The organism is Mesorhizobium sp. AA22 (assembly GCF_001672375.2).
Classification (GTDB): domain Bacteria; phylum Pseudomonadota; class Alphaproteobacteria; order Rhizobiales; family Rhizobiaceae; genus Mesorhizobium; species Mesorhizobium wenxiniae.
This window is the reverse complement of sequence record NZ_CP048406.1, coordinates 11,696-30,385: the sequence shown is the minus strand read 5'-3', so window position 1 is coordinate 30,385 and position 18,690 is coordinate 11,696. Positions and strand designations below refer to the sequence as shown.

Genomic DNA, 18,690 nt, shown 5'->3' with positions numbered 1-18,690 from the left:
CGCAAAAGTGTCTCGCGGTTTTGGGACAAGAACCTGCGACAAGAAAACCTGAAGCACCGCCGCCCGATGACGGTCGACGATCCGTTCAAGCTCTCAACAACGGTATAGGGCGCTCGATCCTGAGGGTCACGTCTGGCCTTCCTCCCAGACCGTACGCACCATTCCAAGCGAGGAGGCCGAGCGGCTGGGCGATCTACGGATCGAAGGCTGGCACCGTTAGCATCTCCGTCTCAATCTCAGCGATGGCTGGTAAGTGGTCTCGAACTATATGGTTCCGAACCAATTCATCTGGACGCTGTCCTGAATACCGGGAGAATATCTGATGCCGTGGAAACTCGATGAGACCGTCGAAACATCCGCGGGCGCTGTGGCAGCGGGTCGATCTGGCAACGGGCCTGCGCTCGTGCTGGCCCATGGCTGGCCGTGGTCTTCGTTCTCATGGCATCGGATTATTCCAGACCTTGCAAGGCGCTATCGTGTCCACTGGTACGATATGCCCGGATACGGGCGATCCGACAAAGCCGCGGAGCAGCGCACCTCACTCGATGTGCAAGGAAAGGTATTCGCCGAGATGCTTGCGCACTGGCACCTTGAGCGGCCCATGGTCGTTGCCCATGATTTCGGCGGAGCGACGACGCTAAGGGCGCATTTGCTGCATGGCTGCGACTTCGAGCGGTATGTTCTGATGAATGTCGTCGCCATGCGCCCGTGGGGATCGGAGTTCTTCGATCACGTCGGTCGTCATGTGGATGCCTTTTTGGGCCTGCCGTCGCACATCCACAGAGCGGTCGTGGAGGCCTATATCAAGGGGGCCATCGTCAATGACATCGATTCGGGTGATTTCGAGAAGCTTGTCGAGCCGTGGCTTGCCGAGGAGGGACGAGGAAGCTTCTATCGGCAATTCGCGCAAGCCGACGAAAAGTACACCGCCGAAGTCGAGCAGGTGTTCGGGAATATTACGTGTCCGGTAAAGATAATCTGCGGCAAGGACGATCCATGGATCCCGCTGGAGCGAGGCAAAGCGCTTCATGCGCTGATCCCGCGGGCGTCGTTCGAAACACTGCCTGGCGTCGGTCACTTGCCTCAGCTCGAAGCCCCGGCCCTCGTTCTGGAGCGGCTGAACGCATTTCTGTCGCGCGACGGCGAAGACTGATGGATGAATTGGAAGGGCGAAGAGTTTTCCCTCGCTGGCCTGCTAACAGCTATTCGGCTTCAAGCCACATGAGCGTGGTTGTCAGAGTCCGGATGTTCCCATCTCGATTGGCTCCCGACCAGCCGGAGAAGCCCGCTTCGCGCAGCTTTCGATATTCAAGATTGTAATCGGGCATTAGCGCATGGTCTTCGATTCCGCGAACTTCCGTTACGGTGGAAAGCGGAAATCAATATCTGCGGAAGAAGTTCTGTTGGCTTATTGGCAGCGGGTTTAAGGCGGAAAATGTTTCTTGCGTCGCTAGACTGGTGGCATCCCATCCGGCTTTGTTTCTATGGATTTGTGGCTGCGGTGCTCCTCGGGGCGGTCTACTGCGTGGCTCCCTTCGGCAGTGATCCTCACCTTCGGATTTTCAGAGGCCTCTTGGCAATGTATGCAGCGTTCCTCTGCTCCATCGCCATATTCATCCCGAGCCTGCGAAAGCAAGACGAAGCAGCCTACGGCCACTTGATTTCGCGGACCGCACGAATTCGTGGCTTCGATAGGCGGAAGGCGCTCTCTTTCGAAAGAACCTGGTTTGCCGTAACCGCCTTTTTCGCCGGGCTGTCATTCCTGGTCCCGCTGTATGCCCTGTCCAAAGCTGTGTTGAGTTGGTCCGAGCTTGGCTGGCGCGATGTGGTCGGCTCCACATCCGGCATGCTGGTTGGGCTGGTTGTCCTGTGCGACTTTCATTTCCTGCTGCGGAGACGGTTAGGCAACAGCTGAACGTCTTGCGCGAGCCCGCGTCCGCAACGGGTGGAAAAACTGGCCCTTCAAGTCATCGGTGTCGCCATCTTGAATGCCTTCAGGGTTTAGGGGAGGTTAAGCCGATGATAAAGGTGGATACTCCGTTCGCTCTTATGCTGGAGATGCACGCCGTGGACTTAGGCGTTCCAGTGCTTATTCTGCTGGCATCAGCCGCAATCGTTGCGTTGATACGCCCTTGGCGCTTTTCTTCATCGGTCGGCTTGGCTTGCAAACTGGCTTCAGGAGTTGGCATCATGGCTGTGGCAGTTGTGCTCGCATGGGGAGCATTTCTTGTCGGCTTTGGCAGGCTGATAGGGCATCCACGCTATCGTTCTCACTTCGTCTGTGAACCCTGCTTTTGAGCTCGCAAAGGTCGATTGCCGAAGATTCAACCCGGCACGCCGGCTGAAGCGGTGGCCGTTTGGAGCGTGGACCGCAGCCTGATAAATCTTGCTCGGTGATTCGCACGACTGGGAAGAATTTATGAAACGCCTGGCCGGCCGGATAATTCTGCTGTGGGGTTGGCGCCGCACGTTTGTGGCGTTTCTTGCTGGCGCGCTGGCGGTTCTTGCCCAGGCGCCTTACGATTTCTTCGCCGTCTGTTTTATTTCGTTTCCGCTGCTGGTCTGGCTCCTCGACGGCGCGACCGGCGAAGCCTCCGATGGCTGGTTCTGGCGTTTGCGGCCGGCTTTCGCCATCGGCTGGTGGTTCGGGTTCGGCTATTTTCTCGCCGGCCTGTGGTGGATCGGCTCGGCACTTCTGGTCGAGGCCGACAGTTTCGCCTGGGCGCTTCCCTTCGCGGTGGTCGGAATTCCGCTGGCCCTCGCCTTTTTCTACGGCTTCGCAACAGCGGTTGCCCGGCTGCTGTGGAGCAACGACATCGGCCGCATCGCTGCCCTTGCTTTCGGTTTTGGCCTGGCGGAATGGCTGCGCGATTTTCTGTTCACCGGGTTCCCGTGGAATGCCGTCGGCTACGCGGCGATGCCGGTGCCTTTGCTTATGCAGAGCGTGTCGGTGACCGGCATGGTCGGCATGAACGCGCTGGCGGTCTTCGTCTTTGCATTGCCGGCCCTGCTTGCGGCGCGCCGGCATGTCCGCCTGGGAGCTGCACTGCTTGCCGTTCTCGTCGCGGCCCATGTCGGCTTCGGCTATATCCGGCTTGCTATTCCCGAGAAGCCGGCGGAGCGCAGCCTCGACGTCCGCATTGTGCAGCCGGCTGTCGACCTCAGCGAGAAGTGGGACGCTTCGGTGCCCGACCGGATCTTCGCTACGCTGATGGGGCTTTCGGCCAAGGCGCCGGAGGCCGGCCATGACAAGCCGCAATTGATCCTGTGGCCGGAAACCTCCGTGCCGTTTTTTTTCGCCGAACGTCCCGATGCGCTGACCGCGCTGGGAGAGATGCTTGACGACGGCCAGATGCTGATCGCCGGCGTCGTCCGGGAGGAGGGCGGCTCGGCGGCAGATGCCGACAGGCGGTACTACAATTCGGTGGTGGCGATCGACGACAAGGGCGAAATCGCAGATGCTGTCGACAAGGTTCATCTGGTGCCCTTTGGCGAGTATCTGCCTCTTGCCGACCTGCTTGGCCGCTTCGGGCTCAAACAGCTCGTCGCCGGGCCGACGACCTACGCGGCCGGCAATGAGCGGCATCCGATCGCGCTGTCCGGCGGCATCCGCGTGCTTCCGTTCATTTGCTATGAAGTCATCTTTCCCGATCTGGTGGCGATTGACGCTACGTCAGCCGAGCTTATTGTGAATGTCACGAACGACGCGTGGTTCGGTGACACGCCGGGTCCGTACCAGCATTTCAGGCAGGCGCAGATTCGTGCCGTGGAGAACGGGGTGCCCTTGTTGCGCGCGGCCAATAACGGCATCTCCGCTGTCGTCGATCCGCGCGGGCGCATCCTCGACGCGCTGGCGATCGACGCACGCGGAGCCATCGATGTACATGTGCCGATTTTCGATCAAGCCATCGTTTCTTCGCGCCAAAGACGCATTAACGGACTGATGATCTTGTTGCTGTTTGCCCTGGCCGCTTTCACATCGAATGTAAGGCAAAAGCTACGGGCGAATTGACAGTCGACACATTAGAAACTCATACTGTAAGGGCCTGAAACTTCTCGAAGTCGGTACGTCGTTGTGTTGGGGCACCGGCCGCCGGCTTCGTTTGGGCAGAAAAACACAAAAAGCCGGAAAAATTCGGCGAGGAAAAAATGGCAGAAGAAAACAAGAAGAAGCCGAATCCTATCGACATTCATGTCGGAAGTCGCATCAGGCTTCGTCGCAATATGTTGGGAATGAGTCAGGAGAAGCTGGGCGAGAACCTCGGCATAACTTTTCAGCAGATACAGAAATACGAAAAGGGGACCAATCGTGTTGGTGCCAGCCGTTTGCAGGCAATCGCCTCGATACTCGGCGTTCCTGTCGCTTTCTTTTTCGAGGACGCGCCGGGCCAGGAGACCGTGGGCAACCGCGGATTTGCCGAGGATACATCAATGGCTTTTGCCGTCGAATTCTGCGGCAGTCCTGAAGGTCTTCAACTCAACCGGGCCTTCGTCAAGATCGCCGACGTGAAGATACGCCGCAAGATCATCGAGCTTGTGAAGGCCCTTTCCACCGACGAAGTCGATTGATTGGGCCGATTGATTTGGCCGTTGAAAACCCGGAAATGGCGAGGCCGTCATAGCGGGGCAGGCAAATTCTCGCGATCTCGCGCACATCCTATAGGCATGCCGGAGAGCGGATCGATTTTACTCGACACCCATGCTCAAGGTCTTTTTCATCAACGTGCTGAAGCTAAGCAACGTATTGGAGCTAAGCGCGCTTGCGGCATCCTGCCGCCGGTCACAGTGGTACAAGATAATAACGCGATTTTCATACCAGAATGGCCGCACCGCTTGACGAGCGCCGCCCGGCACAGCTAACACGTGGCGCGCCAATCGGCAGCGTGCCGATATTTTTCAAGAGGGGACACCCGTGACGCGGCAAAACTATCTATTCACCTCGGAATCCGTTGCCGAGGGTCATCCCGACAAGGTCTGCGACCGTATCTCCGACGAGATCGTCGATCTGGTCTATCGCGAGGCCAGAAAGATTGGCATGGACCCCTGGAAGGTCCGCGTCGCCTGTGAGACGCTGGCGACCACGAATCGCGTCGTGATCGCCGGCGAGGTCCGCGTCCCCGAGACCCTGCTCAAGAAGGACAAGGCCGGCAACATCCTGATGGATGCCGCCGGTCATCCGCTCGTCAATCCGGCGAAGTTCAAGTCGGCCGCCCGCAAGGCGATCCGCGAAATCGGCTATGAGCAGGCCGGTTTCCACTGGAAGACAGCAAAGATCGAGGTTCTGCTGCACGGCCAGTCGCCGGATATCGGGCAAGGCGTCGACAACGCCTCCGACCGGCAAGGCGAGGAAGGCGCCGGCGACCAGGGCATCATGTTCGGCTATGCCTGCCGCGAGACGCCGGATCTGATGCCGGCGCCGATCTACTACAGCCACAAGATACTCGAATTGCTGGCCGCCGCGCGCCATGAGGGCAACGGCGATGCCGGCCGGCTCGGGCCGGACGCCAAGAGCCAGGTGACCGTCCGTTATATCGACGGCAAGGCGGCGGAAGTGACGCAAATCGTGCTGTCCACCCAGCATCTCGACGCCAGCTGGGATTCGAAGAAGGTCCGCAATGTCGTCGAACCCTATATTCGCGAGGCGCTCGGCGAGCTGAAGATCGCTGACAGCTGCAACTGGTACATAAACCCGACGGGCAAGTTCGTCATCGGCGGGCCAGACGGCGACGCCGGCCTGACCGGGCGCAAGATCATCGTCGACACTTACGGCGGTGCTGCGCCCCATGGCGGCGGTGCTTTTTCCGGCAAGGACACCACCAAAGTCGACCGTTCCGCAGCCTATGCGGCACGCTATCTCGCCAAGAATGTGGTGGCGGCCAAGCTCGCCGATCGCTGCACCATCCAGCTTTCCTATGCCATTGGCGTCGCCCAGCCGCTGTCGGTCTATGTTGACCTGCACGGCACCGGCAAGGTTGATGAGGCAAAGCTCGAGCAGGCGCTGCGCACCGTGATGGACCTGTCGCCGTCCGGCATCCGCCGCCACCTCGATCTCAACAAGCCGATCTACGCGAAGACGTCGTCCTATGGCCATTTCGGCCGCAAGGCCGGCCGTGACGGGTCCTTCTCCTGGGAAAAGACCGACCTCGCCAAGGCGCTCAAGGATGCACTCGCGGAAGCGCCCGCCGAAGCAGTCGCGGCCTAGCCGCGGCGTCCATGCATCCGAAAGACCGGCCAAGCCGTGCGACCGAAGCATTTTTCGGTCGCCGGCGCGGCAAGACCATCCGTCCGCAGCAGGCGGCGGCACTGGAAAGCGGCTTCAGCACCTACCGGCTCGATCTAACGGCCGGACCGCCGGCCGAATTGCGCAGCCTGTTCGAAGCCGATGTCTGTGCCATTCATCTCGAAATTGGTTTCGGCGGCGGCGAGCACCTGCTGCATCGGGCGACGGCGGCTCCTGAAACCGGTTTTGTCGGCGTCGAACCTTTCGTCAACGGCATGGCCAAGATGATGATGGCCGTCAGGGAACGGCCGCTTGCCAATCTTCGCGTCTATGACGACGACGCCACGCGCCTGCTCGACTGGCTCCCGCAAGCCTCGCTCGATGGCATCGACCTTCTCTATCCCGATCCCTGGCCGAAGAAGAAACACTGGAAGCGACGCTTCGTCAGTTCGGTCAATCTCGACCGTTTCGCGCGCGTCCTGAAGTCAGGCGGAAAATTCCGCTTTGCTTCCGATATCGATAGCTATGTGAACTGGACGCTGCTGCATTGCCGGGTACATGATGCGTTTGCGTGGCAGGCTGAAGAGGCCGCCGACTGGCATCGGCCCTATGAGGGTTGGCCGGGTACGCGCTACGAGGCGAAGGCCATTCGCGAAGGCCGGCGGCCGGCCTATCTCACCTTCGTCCGGAGATAGTCCTACTCAGCAGCGCGCGTCGCGCGCTTTGCCGTCGACGAGGACCAAAGATGTCCTCGCGCTGCGTCGCCGGTCTTAGAAGCGGCCGATCTTGCTGAAGGCGGCCGGATCCATGCCGAGATTGCGCAGATCGCGCGCGCGTGGCTTGCGGCCGGCTTCGACCGCGTGCGACGCGGCGACGGCGCTGCCGAACACGGTGAAGAAATCGCCGATGGCCGAGAAAACTTTGCGGTTGGTCATGATTATGCCCTTTCGCCTGCTGCGATGCGTGATTGAATTTGTGCAGCGCAACATAGATAAGCGCTTTCGCCTGATATCACAGGGATGTTGCCGCATGGCCGCCATGCGCCCTACGCAACGCTGCCCCCGGCACTTTCACCATACCCTGCATGCGGACTTGAAACGGCGGCCGCGATCGTCTATATCAAGCTCAAATTCTTGGTCGGTATGGCGAAGAGTGGGTCCACCCGGTCCCGCTCTTTTTTGTTACCTTCCGACCGCCGATGAAGCGACAGGAATCGAATGACTGCAACGGTACCCGACAGCGACGACCGCATCATCCGCGAAAGCGGCATCGATGCGCGCATCGCGCTGATCGTGCAGCCGGTGTTGCGTGCCATCGGCTTCCGCCTAGTCAGGGTGCATCTGACGGGCCAGAACGGGCTGACGCTGCAGATCATGGCCGAGCGCGAGGACGGCACCATGACCGTCGAGGATTGCGAAGAGGTCAGCCGGGCGGTGTCGCCTGCGCTCGATGTCGATGATCCGATCGAAAAGGCATATCATCTCGAAGTTTCGTCGCCGGGTATCGACCGGCCGTTGGTCCGCAAGTCGGATTTCGCGACCTGGACGGGTCATTTGGTGAAGATGGAAACGTCGGTCCTTGTCGCCGACCGCAAGCGCTTCAAGGGCAAGATCGCCGAGAGCGACGCGGACGGCGTGCTGATCGAGCGCGACAAGGCGGCCTATCGCGAAGAGCCGACGGTGCGTGTGCCCTACGATGCGATTGCCGAGGCACGGCTGATCCTGACCGATGACCTTATCCGCGACGCGCTGTCGAAAGACAACAGGGCGCGCAAGGAAGCCAAGAAGCGCCGCGGCGAACCCGAAGACGCGCCAGAGGGCGCAGAAGCGGGCGCGGAAGATGAAACCGAACAGGAAATGTGATTGGGCTGCCGGGCGCAAAGGCTCGGCAACAAGCTCGGGAGAAAAACGATGGTTGTAAGCGCCAACAGGCTTGAACTGCTGCAGATCGCCGACGCGGTCGCGCGTGAAAAGTCGATCGACAAGTCGATCGTCATCGCCGCCATGGCCGATGCGATCCAGAAGGCTGCGCGCTCGCGCTATGGCCAGGAAACCAACATCCGTGCCGACATCAATCCGAATACCGGCGAGATGAAGCTGCAGCGGCTGATGGAAGTGGTCGAGAAAGTCGACGACTATGCGACGCAGATCGCCATTTCCTCCGCGCGCGAGCGCAATCCCGACGCCCAGCTCGGCGACTTCATTGCCGAACAGCTGCCGCCGATGGATTTCGGCCGCATCGCCGCCCAGTCGGCCAAGCAGGTCATCGTGCAGAAGGTGCGCGAGGCCGAGCGCGACCGCCAGTATGACGAGTACAAGGACCGCATCGGCGAGATCGTCAACGGCACCGTCAAGCGCGTCGAATACGGCAACGTCATCGTCGATCTCGGCCGCGGCGAGGCGATCATCCGCCGCGACGAGCTGATCCCGCGCGAGAACTACAAATATGGCGATCGCGTCCGCGCCTATGTCTACGACGTGCGCCGCGAGCAGCGTGGTCCGCAGATATTCCTGTCGCGCACCCATCCGCAGTTCATGGCGAAGCTGTTCACCATGGAAGTGCCGGAAATCTACGACGGCATCATCGAGATCAAGTCGGTCGCCCGCGATCCGGGTTCGCGCGCCAAGATCGCCGTCATCTCGCGTGACAGTTCCATCGATCCTGTCGGCGCCTGCGTCGGCATGCGCGGCAGCCGCGTTCAGGCGGTGGTCGGCGAATTGCAGGGCGAGAAGATCGACATCATTCCGTGGTCGCCTTCGGCTGCTTCCTTCATCGTCAACGCGCTGCAGCCAGCGGAAGTCGCCAAGGTCGTGCTTGACGAGGATGCCGAACGCATCGAAGTCGTGGTGCCGGACGACCAGCTGTCGCTGGCTATCGGCCGCCGTGGCCAGAACGTCCGGCTCGCCTCGCAGCTCACCGGCTGGGATATCGATATCCTGACCGAGCAGGAAGAGAGCGAGCGCCGCCAGAAGGAGTTCGTCGAACGCTCGGCGCTGTTCATGGATGCGCTCAACGTCGACGAGATGGTCGGCCAGGTGCTCGCCTCCGAAGGCTTTACCAGCGTCGAGGAAGTCGCCTATGTCGATGCCGACGAGATCGCGTCGATCGACGGCTTCGACGAGGACACCGCCTCGGAAATCCAGGCCCGCGCCCGCGAGTATCTGGAGAAGATCGAAGCCGAGCATGACGAGAAGCGCAAGGCGCTGGGCGTCAAGGACGAGTTGCGTGAGATTCCTGGCGTGACCACCGCCATGATGGTGACGCTCGGCGAGGACGGCGTGAAGACGATCGAGGATTTCGCCGGCTATGCGGCCGATGACCTGACCGGCTGGAAAGAACGCAAGGACGGCGACACGAAGGTGTTCCCCGGCGTGCTCGCCAGTCACGGCGTGTCGCGCGCCGATGCCGAGCAGATGGTTCTGGCCGCCCGCCTCAAGGCCGGCTGGATCACCGAAGACGAGCTTGCAGCCGAAGACGTGCCGGCTGACGAAGCCGTTGGTGCGTGAGGTGAAACCGCATCGCACACAACCCGCCCTTGGACGAGATGAACGATCGCACTTGCATCGTCACGCGCAGACAGGCCGAACCGGATGAATTGATCCGCTTCGTCGTCGGCCCGGATTCGGCCGTCGTTCCGGATATCAAGAAAAACCTGCCCGGCCGCGGTTGCTGGGTGACGGCCGACCGCCTACATATCGACAAGGCGGCAGCGAAAAACCTGTTCGCTCGCGCCTTCAAGGCGCAGGTGACTGTGCCGACCGATCTCGGCGGCATGGTTGACGGGCTGCTTTCCAGATCCGCCCTGGGCATGCTCGGTCTTGCCCGCAAGGCAGGTGCGATCGCGCTCGGCGCCACCAAGGTCGAGAGCGCGGTGCGTGGTGGGCTGGCGCTTTTCGTGTTGCATGCGACCGAAGCGTCAGATGACGGCGTCCGCAAGATCCGCCAGGCGCGACGGGCAACCGTCCACCTTGGCGGCCCCGCCATCCTCGCCTACAAACTTTTCTCCGAGGCCGAGTTGAGCTTGGCATTGGGGGGTACAAATGTGATACATGCTGCCGTTCTCGCGGGAGACGCGGGCAGGGCGGTCCAGAAGCGCATGGTTGCGCTCGACCGGTATCGGGGCGGTTCCCCGGACGATCTGGCAATGCTTGCGGCCGTTGCTGACGAAGATGATGCCGCAGAGGATATGGAATGAGCGATACGAAATCGGGCGACGACAAGACGTTGAGTGTGACTCCGAAGAAGACCTTGACGCTGAAGCGACCCGGTACGGAACAGGGCACCGTGCGCCAAAGCTTCTCGCATGGCCGCACAAAGGCGGTCGTGGTCGAGACTAAGAAGCGCAAGTTCTCGCTGCCCGGCGACAAGCCGGAGCCGGCCGCTGCCCCTGTGTCCGTGTTCACGCCGAAGCCGCCGGTCGCGGCAGCGCCTGTTGTGCAGCAAGCGCCCAAGGCGCCGCCGCCTCCGCCGCCGGTCGAACGCGGCGGCATGGTGCTGAACGAATTGTCGCGCAATGAGATGGAGGCGCGCCGCCGGGCCCTTGAGGGTTCGAAGGTGCGCGATGTCGAGGATCGCCAGCGCGCCATCGACGAGGCCAAGCGCCGCGCCGAGGATGAAGAGCGCCGCCGTCGCGAGAGCGAGGAATCCGCGCGCCGCCAGGCCGAGGAAGAAGCCCGGCTGCAGGCCGAGGCCGAGTCCCGCCGGCGAGCCGAGGAAGAGGCGCGTCGCCGCGCGCCGCTGGCCGCCGAACTGGCGACAGTCGACGACGAGGGCATCAAGCCGAAGCGGACCGGCGCCGGTGCCCCGGTGCGCCGTCCGGTCACGCCCGAAGTGGCACGCCCGGCTAAGCCGACCAAAGGCGAGGAAGATCGCCGCCGCGGCAAGCTGACGCTGAATGCCGCACTTTCCGATGAGGATGCGCGTGCGCGTTCGCTATCGTCGATGCGTCGGCGCCAGGAGAAATTCAAGCGCGCGCTGCATAACGAACCGCGCGAGAAAGTCATGCGCGAAGTGATACTGCCCGAAACCATCACCATCCAGGAACTGGCGCAGCGCATGTCCGAGCGCGCCGTCGATGTGGTCAAGTTCTTCATGAAACAGGGTCAGATCCTGAAGCCGGGCGACGTCATCGACGCCGACACGGCCGAACTGGTCGCCACCGAATTCGGCCACACGGTTCGCCGCGTCGCCGAGTCCGACATTGAGGAAGGCCTGTTCAACATCGCCGATCGTCCCGAAGATCTCGAGCCGCGTCCGCCGGTGGTGACCATCATGGGCCATGTCGACCACGGCAAGACGTCTCTGCTCGATGCCATCCGTAATGCAAATGTCGTGTCCGGCGAGGCCGGCGGCATCACCCAACATATCGGCGCCTATCAGGTCGAGAAGAACGGTCACAAGATCACCTTCATCGACACGCCCGGCCACGCCGCCTTCACGGCGATGCGCGCCCGCGGCGCTCAGGCTACAGACATCGCCATCCTCGTGGTGGCGGCCGACGATAGCGTGATGCCGCAGACGATCGAATCGATCAGCCATGCCAAGGCGGCCGGCGTTCCGATCATCGTGGCGATCAACAAGATCGACAAGCATGACGCCGATCCGCAGAAGGTGCGCTCGGAACTGCTGCGCCACGAAGTCTTCGTCGAATCGATGGGTGGCGAGGTGCTGGACGTCGAGGTGTCGGCGACCAAGGGCACCAATCTCGACAAGCTGCTCGAAGCGATCCTGCTGCAGGCCGAAATCCTCGACCTGAAGGCCAATCCGGACCGCACCGCCGAGGGCGTCGTCATCGAAGCCCAGCTCGACAAGGGCCGCGGCCCCGTCGCAACCGTGCTGGTCCAGACCGGCACGCTGATGCCCGGCGATATCCTCGTTGCCGGCAACGAATGGGGCCGGGTGCGCGCGCTGGTCAACGACCGCGGCGGGCAAATCAAGGAAGCGCCGCCGGCGATGCCGGTGGAGGTGCTCGGTCTGCAGGGAACCCCGCAGGCCGGCGACCGCTTCGCCGTGGTCAACAATGAAGCCCGCGCCCGCGAGATCACCGAATATCGTCAGCGTCTGGCGCGCGAGAAGGCGGTGGCCAAGCATGCCGGCCAGCGTGGCTCGCTCGAACAGATGATGTCGCAACTGCAGACGAGCGGGCTGAAGGAATTCCCGCTGGTCATCAAGGGCGACGTGCAGGGCTCGATCGAGGCGATCAACGCGGCGCTGGACAAGCTCGGCACCGACGAGGTGCGTGCGCGCATCGTCCATGCGGGCGCCGGCGGCATCACCGAAAGCGATGTGTCGCTGGCGGAAACCTCGGGTGCCGCAATCATCGGCTTCAACGTCCGCGCCAATGTGCAGGCGCGCGCGGCTGCCGCGGCGGCAGGCATCGAGATCCGCTACTACTCGATCATCTACAATCTCGTCGATGACGTGAAGGCGGCGCTGTCGGGCCTGCTGTCGCCGGAGCGTCGCGAGACCTTCATCGGCAATGCGGAGATCCTCGAGATCTTCGACATCACCAAGGTCGGCAAGATCGCCGGCTGCCGTGTCACCGAAGGCAAGGTCGAGCGCGGTGCGGGCGTTCGCCTGATCCGCGACAATGTCGTCATCCACGAAGGCACGCTGAAGACCCTGAAGCGCTTCAAGGACGAAGTGGCGGAGGTCCCGGGTGGCCAGGAATGCGGCATGGCCTTCCAGAACTACGAAGACATGCGCGTCGGCGACGTCATCGAGTGCTTCCGCGTCGAGATGGTGACCAGGACGCTCTGAGTTCGAGCGTCTTGAGTTGAGCATCTACTGAGACCGGGCGGTGGTCGAAAGGCTGCCGCCCAAAGCATATGAGACATGCGGCGCGGTCCCATCCCGTGCCTCACGATTTCAGGATAGAGAAAATGCCCCGTTCAACCACGTCAGGTCCATCCCAGCGCATGCTGCGCGTCGGCGAACAAGTGCGCCACGCGCTGTCGGAAACCTTGCAGCGTGGCGAGATCCTCGATCCGTTGATCGAGAACGCAGTGGTTTCGGTCTCGGAAGTGCGCATGTCGCCCGATCTGAAGATAGCCACCGCCTTCGTCTCGCCGCTCGGCGCTGGCGATGCCGATGCGGTGGTCGAGGCGCTCAACAAGCACGCGAAATTCGTGCGCGGCCGCGTTTCCGGCGCGCTTCGGCAGATGAAGTACATGCCCGAGTTCCGCTTCCGGCTCGACACCAGCTACGACAATTTCCAGAAGATCAACGAATTGCTGCACTCGCCCGAAGTGGCGCGCGATCTCGGCCCAGACGCCCAGATTGGCAACCAGAACAAAGGCAACTACAAGGACGAAAAATAGTGGCGCGTCGCGGCAAGAAGAAGGGTCGGCCGATCTCCGGCTGGCTAGTGCTCGACAAGCCGGTCGGCATGGGTTCGACCGAGGCTGTCTCCAAGATCAAATGGTTGTTCCAGGCGGAAAAGGCCGGCCATGCCGGCACGCTCGACCCGCTCGCTTCCGGCATGCTGCCGATTGCGCTCGGTGAAGCGACCAAGACGGTGCCCTATGTCCAGGATGGCGCCAAGGTCTACCGCTTCACGGTTGCCTGGGGTGAGGAGCGTTTGACCGATGACCTCGAAGGGCCGGTGACGAAAAGCTCCGACCAGCGTCCGGCTGAAGCCGATGTGCTTTTGCTGATGCCGAAATACACCGGCGTCATCATGCAGACGCCGCCGCAGTTTTCGGCCATCAAGATCGCAGGCGAGCGCGCCTATGACCTTGCCCGCGACGGCGCGACGGTTGACATCCCGGCGCGGGAAGTCGAGATCGGCCGTCTCGACCTGATCGAGCACAATGCTGATCGCACCATTTTCGAGGTCGAATGCGGCAAGGGCACCTATGTGCGCTCGCTGGCCCGCGACATGGGCCGCGACCTCGGCTGTTTCGGTCACATCGCCGAACTGCGCCGAATCGAAGTCGAGCCGTTCACGCAGGAAGACTTCGTCACCATCGCCGAGCTGGAAACCGCGCGCTTCGGCGGCCAGGGCGATGAACGTTCGGATTCAGCGGACACGGTGCCGGTCGATTTCGACGCCATCGACGCGCTTCTGGTCGACACATCAGCCGCGCTCGACTGCCTGCCGCAGATCGCGATCAGCGACGACGCTGCAACAAAAATCCGCCTCGGCAATCCGGTCATCATCCGTGGCCGCGACGCGCCAGTGGAAGCCGAGGAAGCCTGCGCTACGGCGCGCGGCAAGCTGGTCGCCATCGGCGCCATCGAGCAAGGCATGTTCAAGCCGAAGCGGGTCTTTGCCGGGTGAGTCCCGTCGTCTAATCTCGATCAGACGCAGCATCCGAGGGGCACATGGCAAAGGCCGAGACAATCAAGAAGCGGGCGCCGGTGACTGCAAGGCGGCCGCCGGTCGGCGCATCACCCGGCACACTGATCGCCGACCCGGCGGCGCGGCGCAGCGAACTGCGACTGACACTGATGTCGCCCGACAAATTCGAGACAATCGAAAATGCCAGCATCGACGACGTCAACGCTCATTGCCACGCATGGCCGGTCATTTGGCTCGATTGCACCGGTCTCGCCAACATCCCGCTGATTGAGGAGATCGGCCGGATTTTCAGCCTGCATCCGCTGGCGCTGGAAGACGTCGTCAACACCGGCCAGAGGCCGAAGGTGGATTTCTTTGAGGACCATGCCTTCGTCGTCGTCAGGATGATCGACGACGTCACCGCGCATCGTTACGAGCAGATCGCGGTCTTCTTCGGCAGGAACTTCGTCGTCACCTTTCAGGAGCGCGAAGGCGATCCATTCGATCCCGTGCGCAAGCGCATCGAAAGCTCGATGCCCAACCGGCTGCGCGCACGCGACGCTGACTATCTCGCCTATGCGCTGATCGACGCCATTGTCGACAGCTATTTCCCGCCGATCGAGACTGCCGGCGAATTGGTCGACAGCATCGAGGACCAGATGCTGCGCGCGGCGGACAAGCACCAGATGCGGCGGCTTCACGAGTTGCGGCGCGACGCCAATGTGCTGAAGGGGGTACTTTGGCCGATGCGCGATGCGCTGGCGACGCTGATCCGCAACGACGTGTCCTACGTGAGGCCCGAGACCAAGATCTTCCTGAACGACACGCTCGATCACTCGCTTCGGCTCATCGAACTGGTCGAGACCCAGCGCGACATGCTGACCGGTCTGATCGAGATGCATGTGTCGCTGAGCCAGGCACGCACCAGCGATGTCATCAGCTATCTGACGATCGTCTCGGTGATCTTCATCCCGCTCACCTTTCTCGCTGGCGTGTGGGGCATGAACTTCGACCCCGAAACCTCGCCATGGAACATGCCGGAGCTGAAGGCACAATACGGCTATCCGGCGGCGCTCGTGTTCATGGCCGTTGTCGCGATCGGGCTTGTCGCTTTCTTCAGATGGAAGAAGTGGCTTTAGCCGAAGGGAAATTCTTCGTTTATGCAGCAAAAAGCCGGCTTGTGAATTGGGCTGGTGTTTTTGCCTGAATTGCACTATATGCGCCGCAGCATCGTGCAATGACACCTTGCTTGTACCGGCCCCTGCTGGACGACATCCCGGCCGAGGGCGTCCCGTTTCCTCAAACAGATAAGGAAAAACACGATGTCGATAACTGCCGAGCGCAAGAAGGAATTGATGGGTGAATTCGCAACCGCCAAGGGCGATACCGGGTCTCCGGAAGTTCAGGTGGCCATCCTTTCCGAGCGCATCAAGAACCTGACCGACCATTTCAAGGACCACAAGAAGGATAACCATTCCCGCCGTGGTCTGCTCGCTCTCGTCTCCCAGCGCCGCAGCCTGCTTGATTATCTCAAGCGCAAGGATGACGCGCGCTATCAGACGCTGATCGAGAAGCTCGGTCTGCGCCGTTGACCAATTGGCCGGCGGGTTCTTTCGAGAGCCCGCCGGTCGCGCATTGGAGCAGTCCATTGCTCTAATGAAGAAAGTAGAGCGCCGCGCATCGATTTGGACGCGCAAATAGGACGCTCTGAAACTTTGAATTTGTGCAAGGCATTTTCCGAGAGCCGCGGTTTTCGGGGCCACGCGCAAGGTCAGTCGAATCGACTGGCCAGACCCGGTTTCGAGATAGCACAGGGCCATTCGAAACCGCCCATGGACGGTCATGGGGCAGGATTGCAGGACGCTCGCCCGGCAGCCGCGCCGGATTGCCCGAGCTTCCCGTTGTCTTGCCCGTGGCTGCCCGAGAAACGAAGCCAAGGGAAAGGGGCACTCGCGCACGTGAAACGGCGCGGCCCTTTCCGCATATGAAGGACAAGACATGTTCAATCACCACAAAGTGGAAATCGAATGGGGCGGCCGTCCGCTCATCCTCGAAACCGGCAAGATTGCGCGCCAGGCTGACGGCGCGGTGCTCGCCACCTACGGCGAAACCAAGGTTCTCGCCACCGTTGTTTCGATGAAGGAGCCGAAGCCCGGCCTCGATTTCTTCCCGCTGACCGTCAACTACCAGGAAAAGACCTATGCCGCCGGCAAGATCCCGGGCGGCTATTTCAAGCGCGAAGGCCGCCCGAGCGAAAAGGAAACGCTGGTCTCCCGTCTCATAGACCGTCCGATCCGGCCGCTCTTCGCTGACGGTTACAAGAACGACACGCAGATCGTTGTCACCGTCGTCCAGCATGATCTCGAAAACGATCCGGATATCCTGTCGATCGTCGCCACCTCGGCGGCCTTGACGCTGTCCGGCGTCCCCTTCATGGGCCCGATCGGCGGCGCCCGCGTCGGCTACATCAACGGCGAATACGTGCTCAATCCGCATGTCGACGAGATGCAGGAATCAAAGCTTGACCTGATCGTTGCCGGCACCTCTGACGCCGTGCTGATGGTTGAGTCCGAAGCGAAGGAGCTCGGCGAGGATCTGATGCTCGGCGCCGTCATGTTCGGCCATCGCGGCTTCCAGCCGGTGATCGACGCAATCATCAAGCTCGCCGAGGTCGCCGCCAAGGACCCGCGCGATTTCACCGCGCCAGACTATTCGGCGCTTGAAGCCGAGATGCTGAAGATCGTTGAAGGCGAGCTTCGCGACGCCTACAAGATCACCGACAAACAGAAGCGCTATGCCGCCGTGGACGCCGTGAAGGCGAAGGTCAAGGCTGCGTTCGCACCCGCAGAAGGCGAAGAAGCAAAATACACGTCCGAGCAGATCGGCACCGTGTTCAAGGAGCTCCAGGCCAAGGTTGTGCGCTGGAACATCCTCGACACCGGTTCGCGCATCGACGGCCGCGATCTGAAGACGGTCCGCAAGATCGTCTCCGAAGTCGGCGTCCTGCCGCGTACCCATGGCTCAGCGCTGTTCACCCGCGGCGAGACCCAGGCGCTGGTCGTCGCCACGCTCGGCACCGGCGAAGACGAGCAGTACGTCGATTCGCTGACCGGTATGTATAAGGAGAAGTTCCTCCTTCACTACAACTTCCCTCCCTATTCGGTCGGCGAAACCGGTCGCATGGGTTCGCCCGGCCGCCGCGAAATCGGCCACGGCAAGCTGGCTTGGCGCGCGATCCGCCCGATGCTGCCGACATCAGACCAGTTCCCCTACACGCTGCGCGTCGTCTCGGAGATCACCGAGTCCAACGGTTCGTCGTCGATGGCCACCGTCTGTGGCACCTCGCTAGCGCTGATGGATGCCGGCGTGCCGCTGGCCAAGCCGGTCGCCGGCATTGCCATGGGTCTGATCAAGGAAGGCGAGCGCTTCGCGGTGCTCTCCGACATTCTCGGCGACGAGGATCATCTCGGCGACATGGACTTCAAGGTTGCCGGCACCGCCAACGGCGTCACCTCGCTGCAGATGGACATCAAGATCGAAGGCATCACCGAGGAGATCATGAAGATCGCGCTGGACCAGGCCAAGGACGGCCGCCAGCATATCCTCGGCGAAATGGGCCATGCGCTCTCCGGCGCGCGTTCCGAACTCGGCGAATTCGCGCCGCGCATCGAGGTCATGCACATCCCGACCGACAAGATCCGCGACGTGATCGGCTCGGGCGGCAAGGTCATCCGCGAGATCGTCGAAAAGACCGGCGCCAAGATCAACATCGAGGACGACGGCACGGTCAAGATCGCTTCGTCCAACGCCAAGGAGATCGAGGCGGCCAAGAAGTGGATCCACACCATCGTCGCCGAGCCGGAAGTCGGCGAGATCTACGAGGGCACGGTCGTCAAGACCGCCGACTTCGGCGCTTTCGTCAACTTCTTCGGTCCGCGTGACGGCCTCGTCCACATCTCGCAGCTCGCCAATGACCGCGTCGCCAAGACTTCTGACGTCGTCAAGGAAGGCGACAAGGTCTGGGTCAAGCTGATGGGCTTCGACGAGCGCGGCAAGGTCCGCCTGTCGATGAAGGTCGTCGACCAGGCCACCGGCAAGGAAATCGCCCGCGACAAGAAGGCCGAAGGCGAAGAAGACGCCGCCTGAGCGATCTGACGGTACAATCGAAGCGGGCGCGCCGACAGGTCGC

17 protein-coding genes are annotated in these 18,690 nt (G+C 61.8%); 16 read left to right on the top strand and 1 reads right to left on the bottom strand.

The window, feature by feature from the left end; all coding sequences use genetic code 11:
- Positions 1-403: 403 nt before the first annotated feature.
- The 7 genes from A9K68_RS00140 to A9K68_RS00110 all read left to right on the top strand — a co-directional run bounded on the left by A9K68_RS00140 (position 404) and on the right by A9K68_RS00110 (position 6,915).
- Positions 404-1,153, top strand: coding sequence for an alpha/beta hydrolase (locus A9K68_RS00140; protein ID WP_246811271.1), 750 nt, complete (start codon positions 404-406; stop codon positions 1,151-1,153).
- Between the two features lie 420 nt (positions 1,154-1,573).
- Positions 1,574-1,915 carry a hypothetical protein gene (locus A9K68_RS00135; protein ID WP_156768170.1) on the top strand — a complete coding sequence of 114 codons (342 nt, stop codon included), beginning with the start codon at positions 1,574-1,576 and terminating at the stop codon, positions 1,913-1,915.
- Between the two features lie 104 nt (positions 1,916-2,019).
- Entirely contained in the window at positions 2,020-2,298 is a 279-nt protein-coding gene (locus tag A9K68_RS00130) for a hypothetical protein (protein ID WP_156768169.1), read from the top strand.
- Between the two features lie 121 nt (positions 2,299-2,419).
- Complete coding sequence (lnt, locus tag A9K68_RS00125; protein WP_065005891.1) at positions 2,420-4,012, top strand: apolipoprotein N-acyltransferase; 1,593 nt, start codon at positions 2,420-2,422, stop codon at positions 4,010-4,012.
- Between the two features lie 137 nt (positions 4,013-4,149).
- The gene (locus A9K68_RS00120) at positions 4,150-4,569 is read left to right on the top strand and encodes a helix-turn-helix transcriptional regulator (protein ID WP_029356958.1); all 420 of its coding nucleotides are present in this window, start codon (positions 4,150-4,152) and stop codon (positions 4,567-4,569) included.
- 343 nt (positions 4,570-4,912) lie between these two features.
- Positions 4,913-6,202 (top strand): methionine adenosyltransferase, encoded by a 1,290-nt coding sequence (gene metK / locus A9K68_RS00115; RefSeq protein ID WP_065005890.1) that lies wholly within the window; start codon positions 4,913-4,915, stop codon positions 6,200-6,202.
- 11 nt (positions 6,203-6,213) lie between these two features.
- The gene (locus tag A9K68_RS00110; protein WP_065005889.1) at positions 6,214-6,915 is read left to right on the top strand and encodes a tRNA (guanosine(46)-N(7))-methyltransferase TrmB; all 702 of its coding nucleotides are present in this window, start codon (positions 6,214-6,216) and stop codon (positions 6,913-6,915) included.
- A 75-nt stretch (positions 6,916-6,990) separates the two neighbouring features.
- Here the strand turns inward: A9K68_RS00110 and A9K68_RS31195 are convergent, their stop codons facing one another.
- Positions 6,991-7,155 (bottom strand): hypothetical protein, encoded by a 165-nt coding sequence (locus A9K68_RS31195; RefSeq protein ID WP_082982091.1) that lies wholly within the window; start codon positions 7,153-7,155, stop codon positions 6,991-6,993.
- A 282-nt stretch (positions 7,156-7,437) separates the two neighbouring features.
- On the opposite strand from A9K68_RS31195, the gene rimP reads away from it, so the two are divergent.
- From rimP to pnp, 9 genes are all read left to right on the top strand, one after another.
- Positions 7,438-8,082 (top strand): ribosome maturation factor RimP, encoded by a 645-nt coding sequence (rimP, locus tag A9K68_RS00105; RefSeq protein ID WP_065005888.1) that lies wholly within the window; start codon positions 7,438-7,440, stop codon positions 8,080-8,082.
- Between the two features lie 48 nt (positions 8,083-8,130).
- Positions 8,131-9,726 (top strand): transcription termination factor NusA, encoded by a 1,596-nt coding sequence (nusA, locus tag A9K68_RS00100; RefSeq protein WP_065006127.1) that lies wholly within the window; start codon positions 8,131-8,133, stop codon positions 9,724-9,726.
- A 38-nt stretch (positions 9,727-9,764) separates the two neighbouring features.
- Positions 9,765-10,415 (top strand): RNA-binding protein, encoded by a 651-nt coding sequence (locus tag A9K68_RS00095; protein WP_029356953.1) that lies wholly within the window; start codon positions 9,765-9,767, stop codon positions 10,413-10,415.
- Positions 10,412-12,979: a translation initiation factor IF-2 gene (infB, locus tag A9K68_RS00090; protein ID WP_065005887.1), complete on the top strand. Its 2,568-nt coding sequence runs from the start codon at positions 10,412-10,414 to the stop codon at positions 12,977-12,979. Before A9K68_RS00095 ends, infB begins: the two co-directional genes overlap by 4 nt.
- A 122-nt stretch (positions 12,980-13,101) precedes the next feature.
- Positions 13,102-13,539: a 30S ribosome-binding factor RbfA gene (gene rbfA / locus A9K68_RS00085; RefSeq protein WP_065005886.1), complete on the top strand. Its 438-nt coding sequence runs from the start codon at positions 13,102-13,104 to the stop codon at positions 13,537-13,539.
- Complete coding sequence (truB, locus tag A9K68_RS00080; protein ID WP_065005885.1) at positions 13,539-14,501, top strand: tRNA pseudouridine(55) synthase TruB; 963 nt, start codon at positions 13,539-13,541, stop codon at positions 14,499-14,501. Before rbfA ends, truB begins: the two co-directional genes overlap by 1 nt.
- Before the next feature lie 44 nt (positions 14,502-14,545).
- Positions 14,546-15,640 (top strand): magnesium/cobalt transporter CorA, encoded by a 1,095-nt coding sequence (gene corA / locus A9K68_RS00075; protein ID WP_065005884.1) that lies wholly within the window; start codon positions 14,546-14,548, stop codon positions 15,638-15,640.
- Between the two features lie 183 nt (positions 15,641-15,823).
- Positions 15,824-16,093: a 30S ribosomal protein S15 gene (rpsO, locus tag A9K68_RS00070; RefSeq protein WP_006337962.1), complete on the top strand. Its 270-nt coding sequence runs from the start codon at positions 15,824-15,826 to the stop codon at positions 16,091-16,093.
- A gap of 406 nt (positions 16,094-16,499) precedes the next feature.
- Positions 16,500-18,647: a polyribonucleotide nucleotidyltransferase gene (pnp, locus tag A9K68_RS00065; RefSeq protein WP_065005883.1), complete on the top strand. Its 2,148-nt coding sequence runs from the start codon at positions 16,500-16,502 to the stop codon at positions 18,645-18,647.
- The last annotated feature ends 43 nt before the right edge of the window (positions 18,648-18,690 follow it).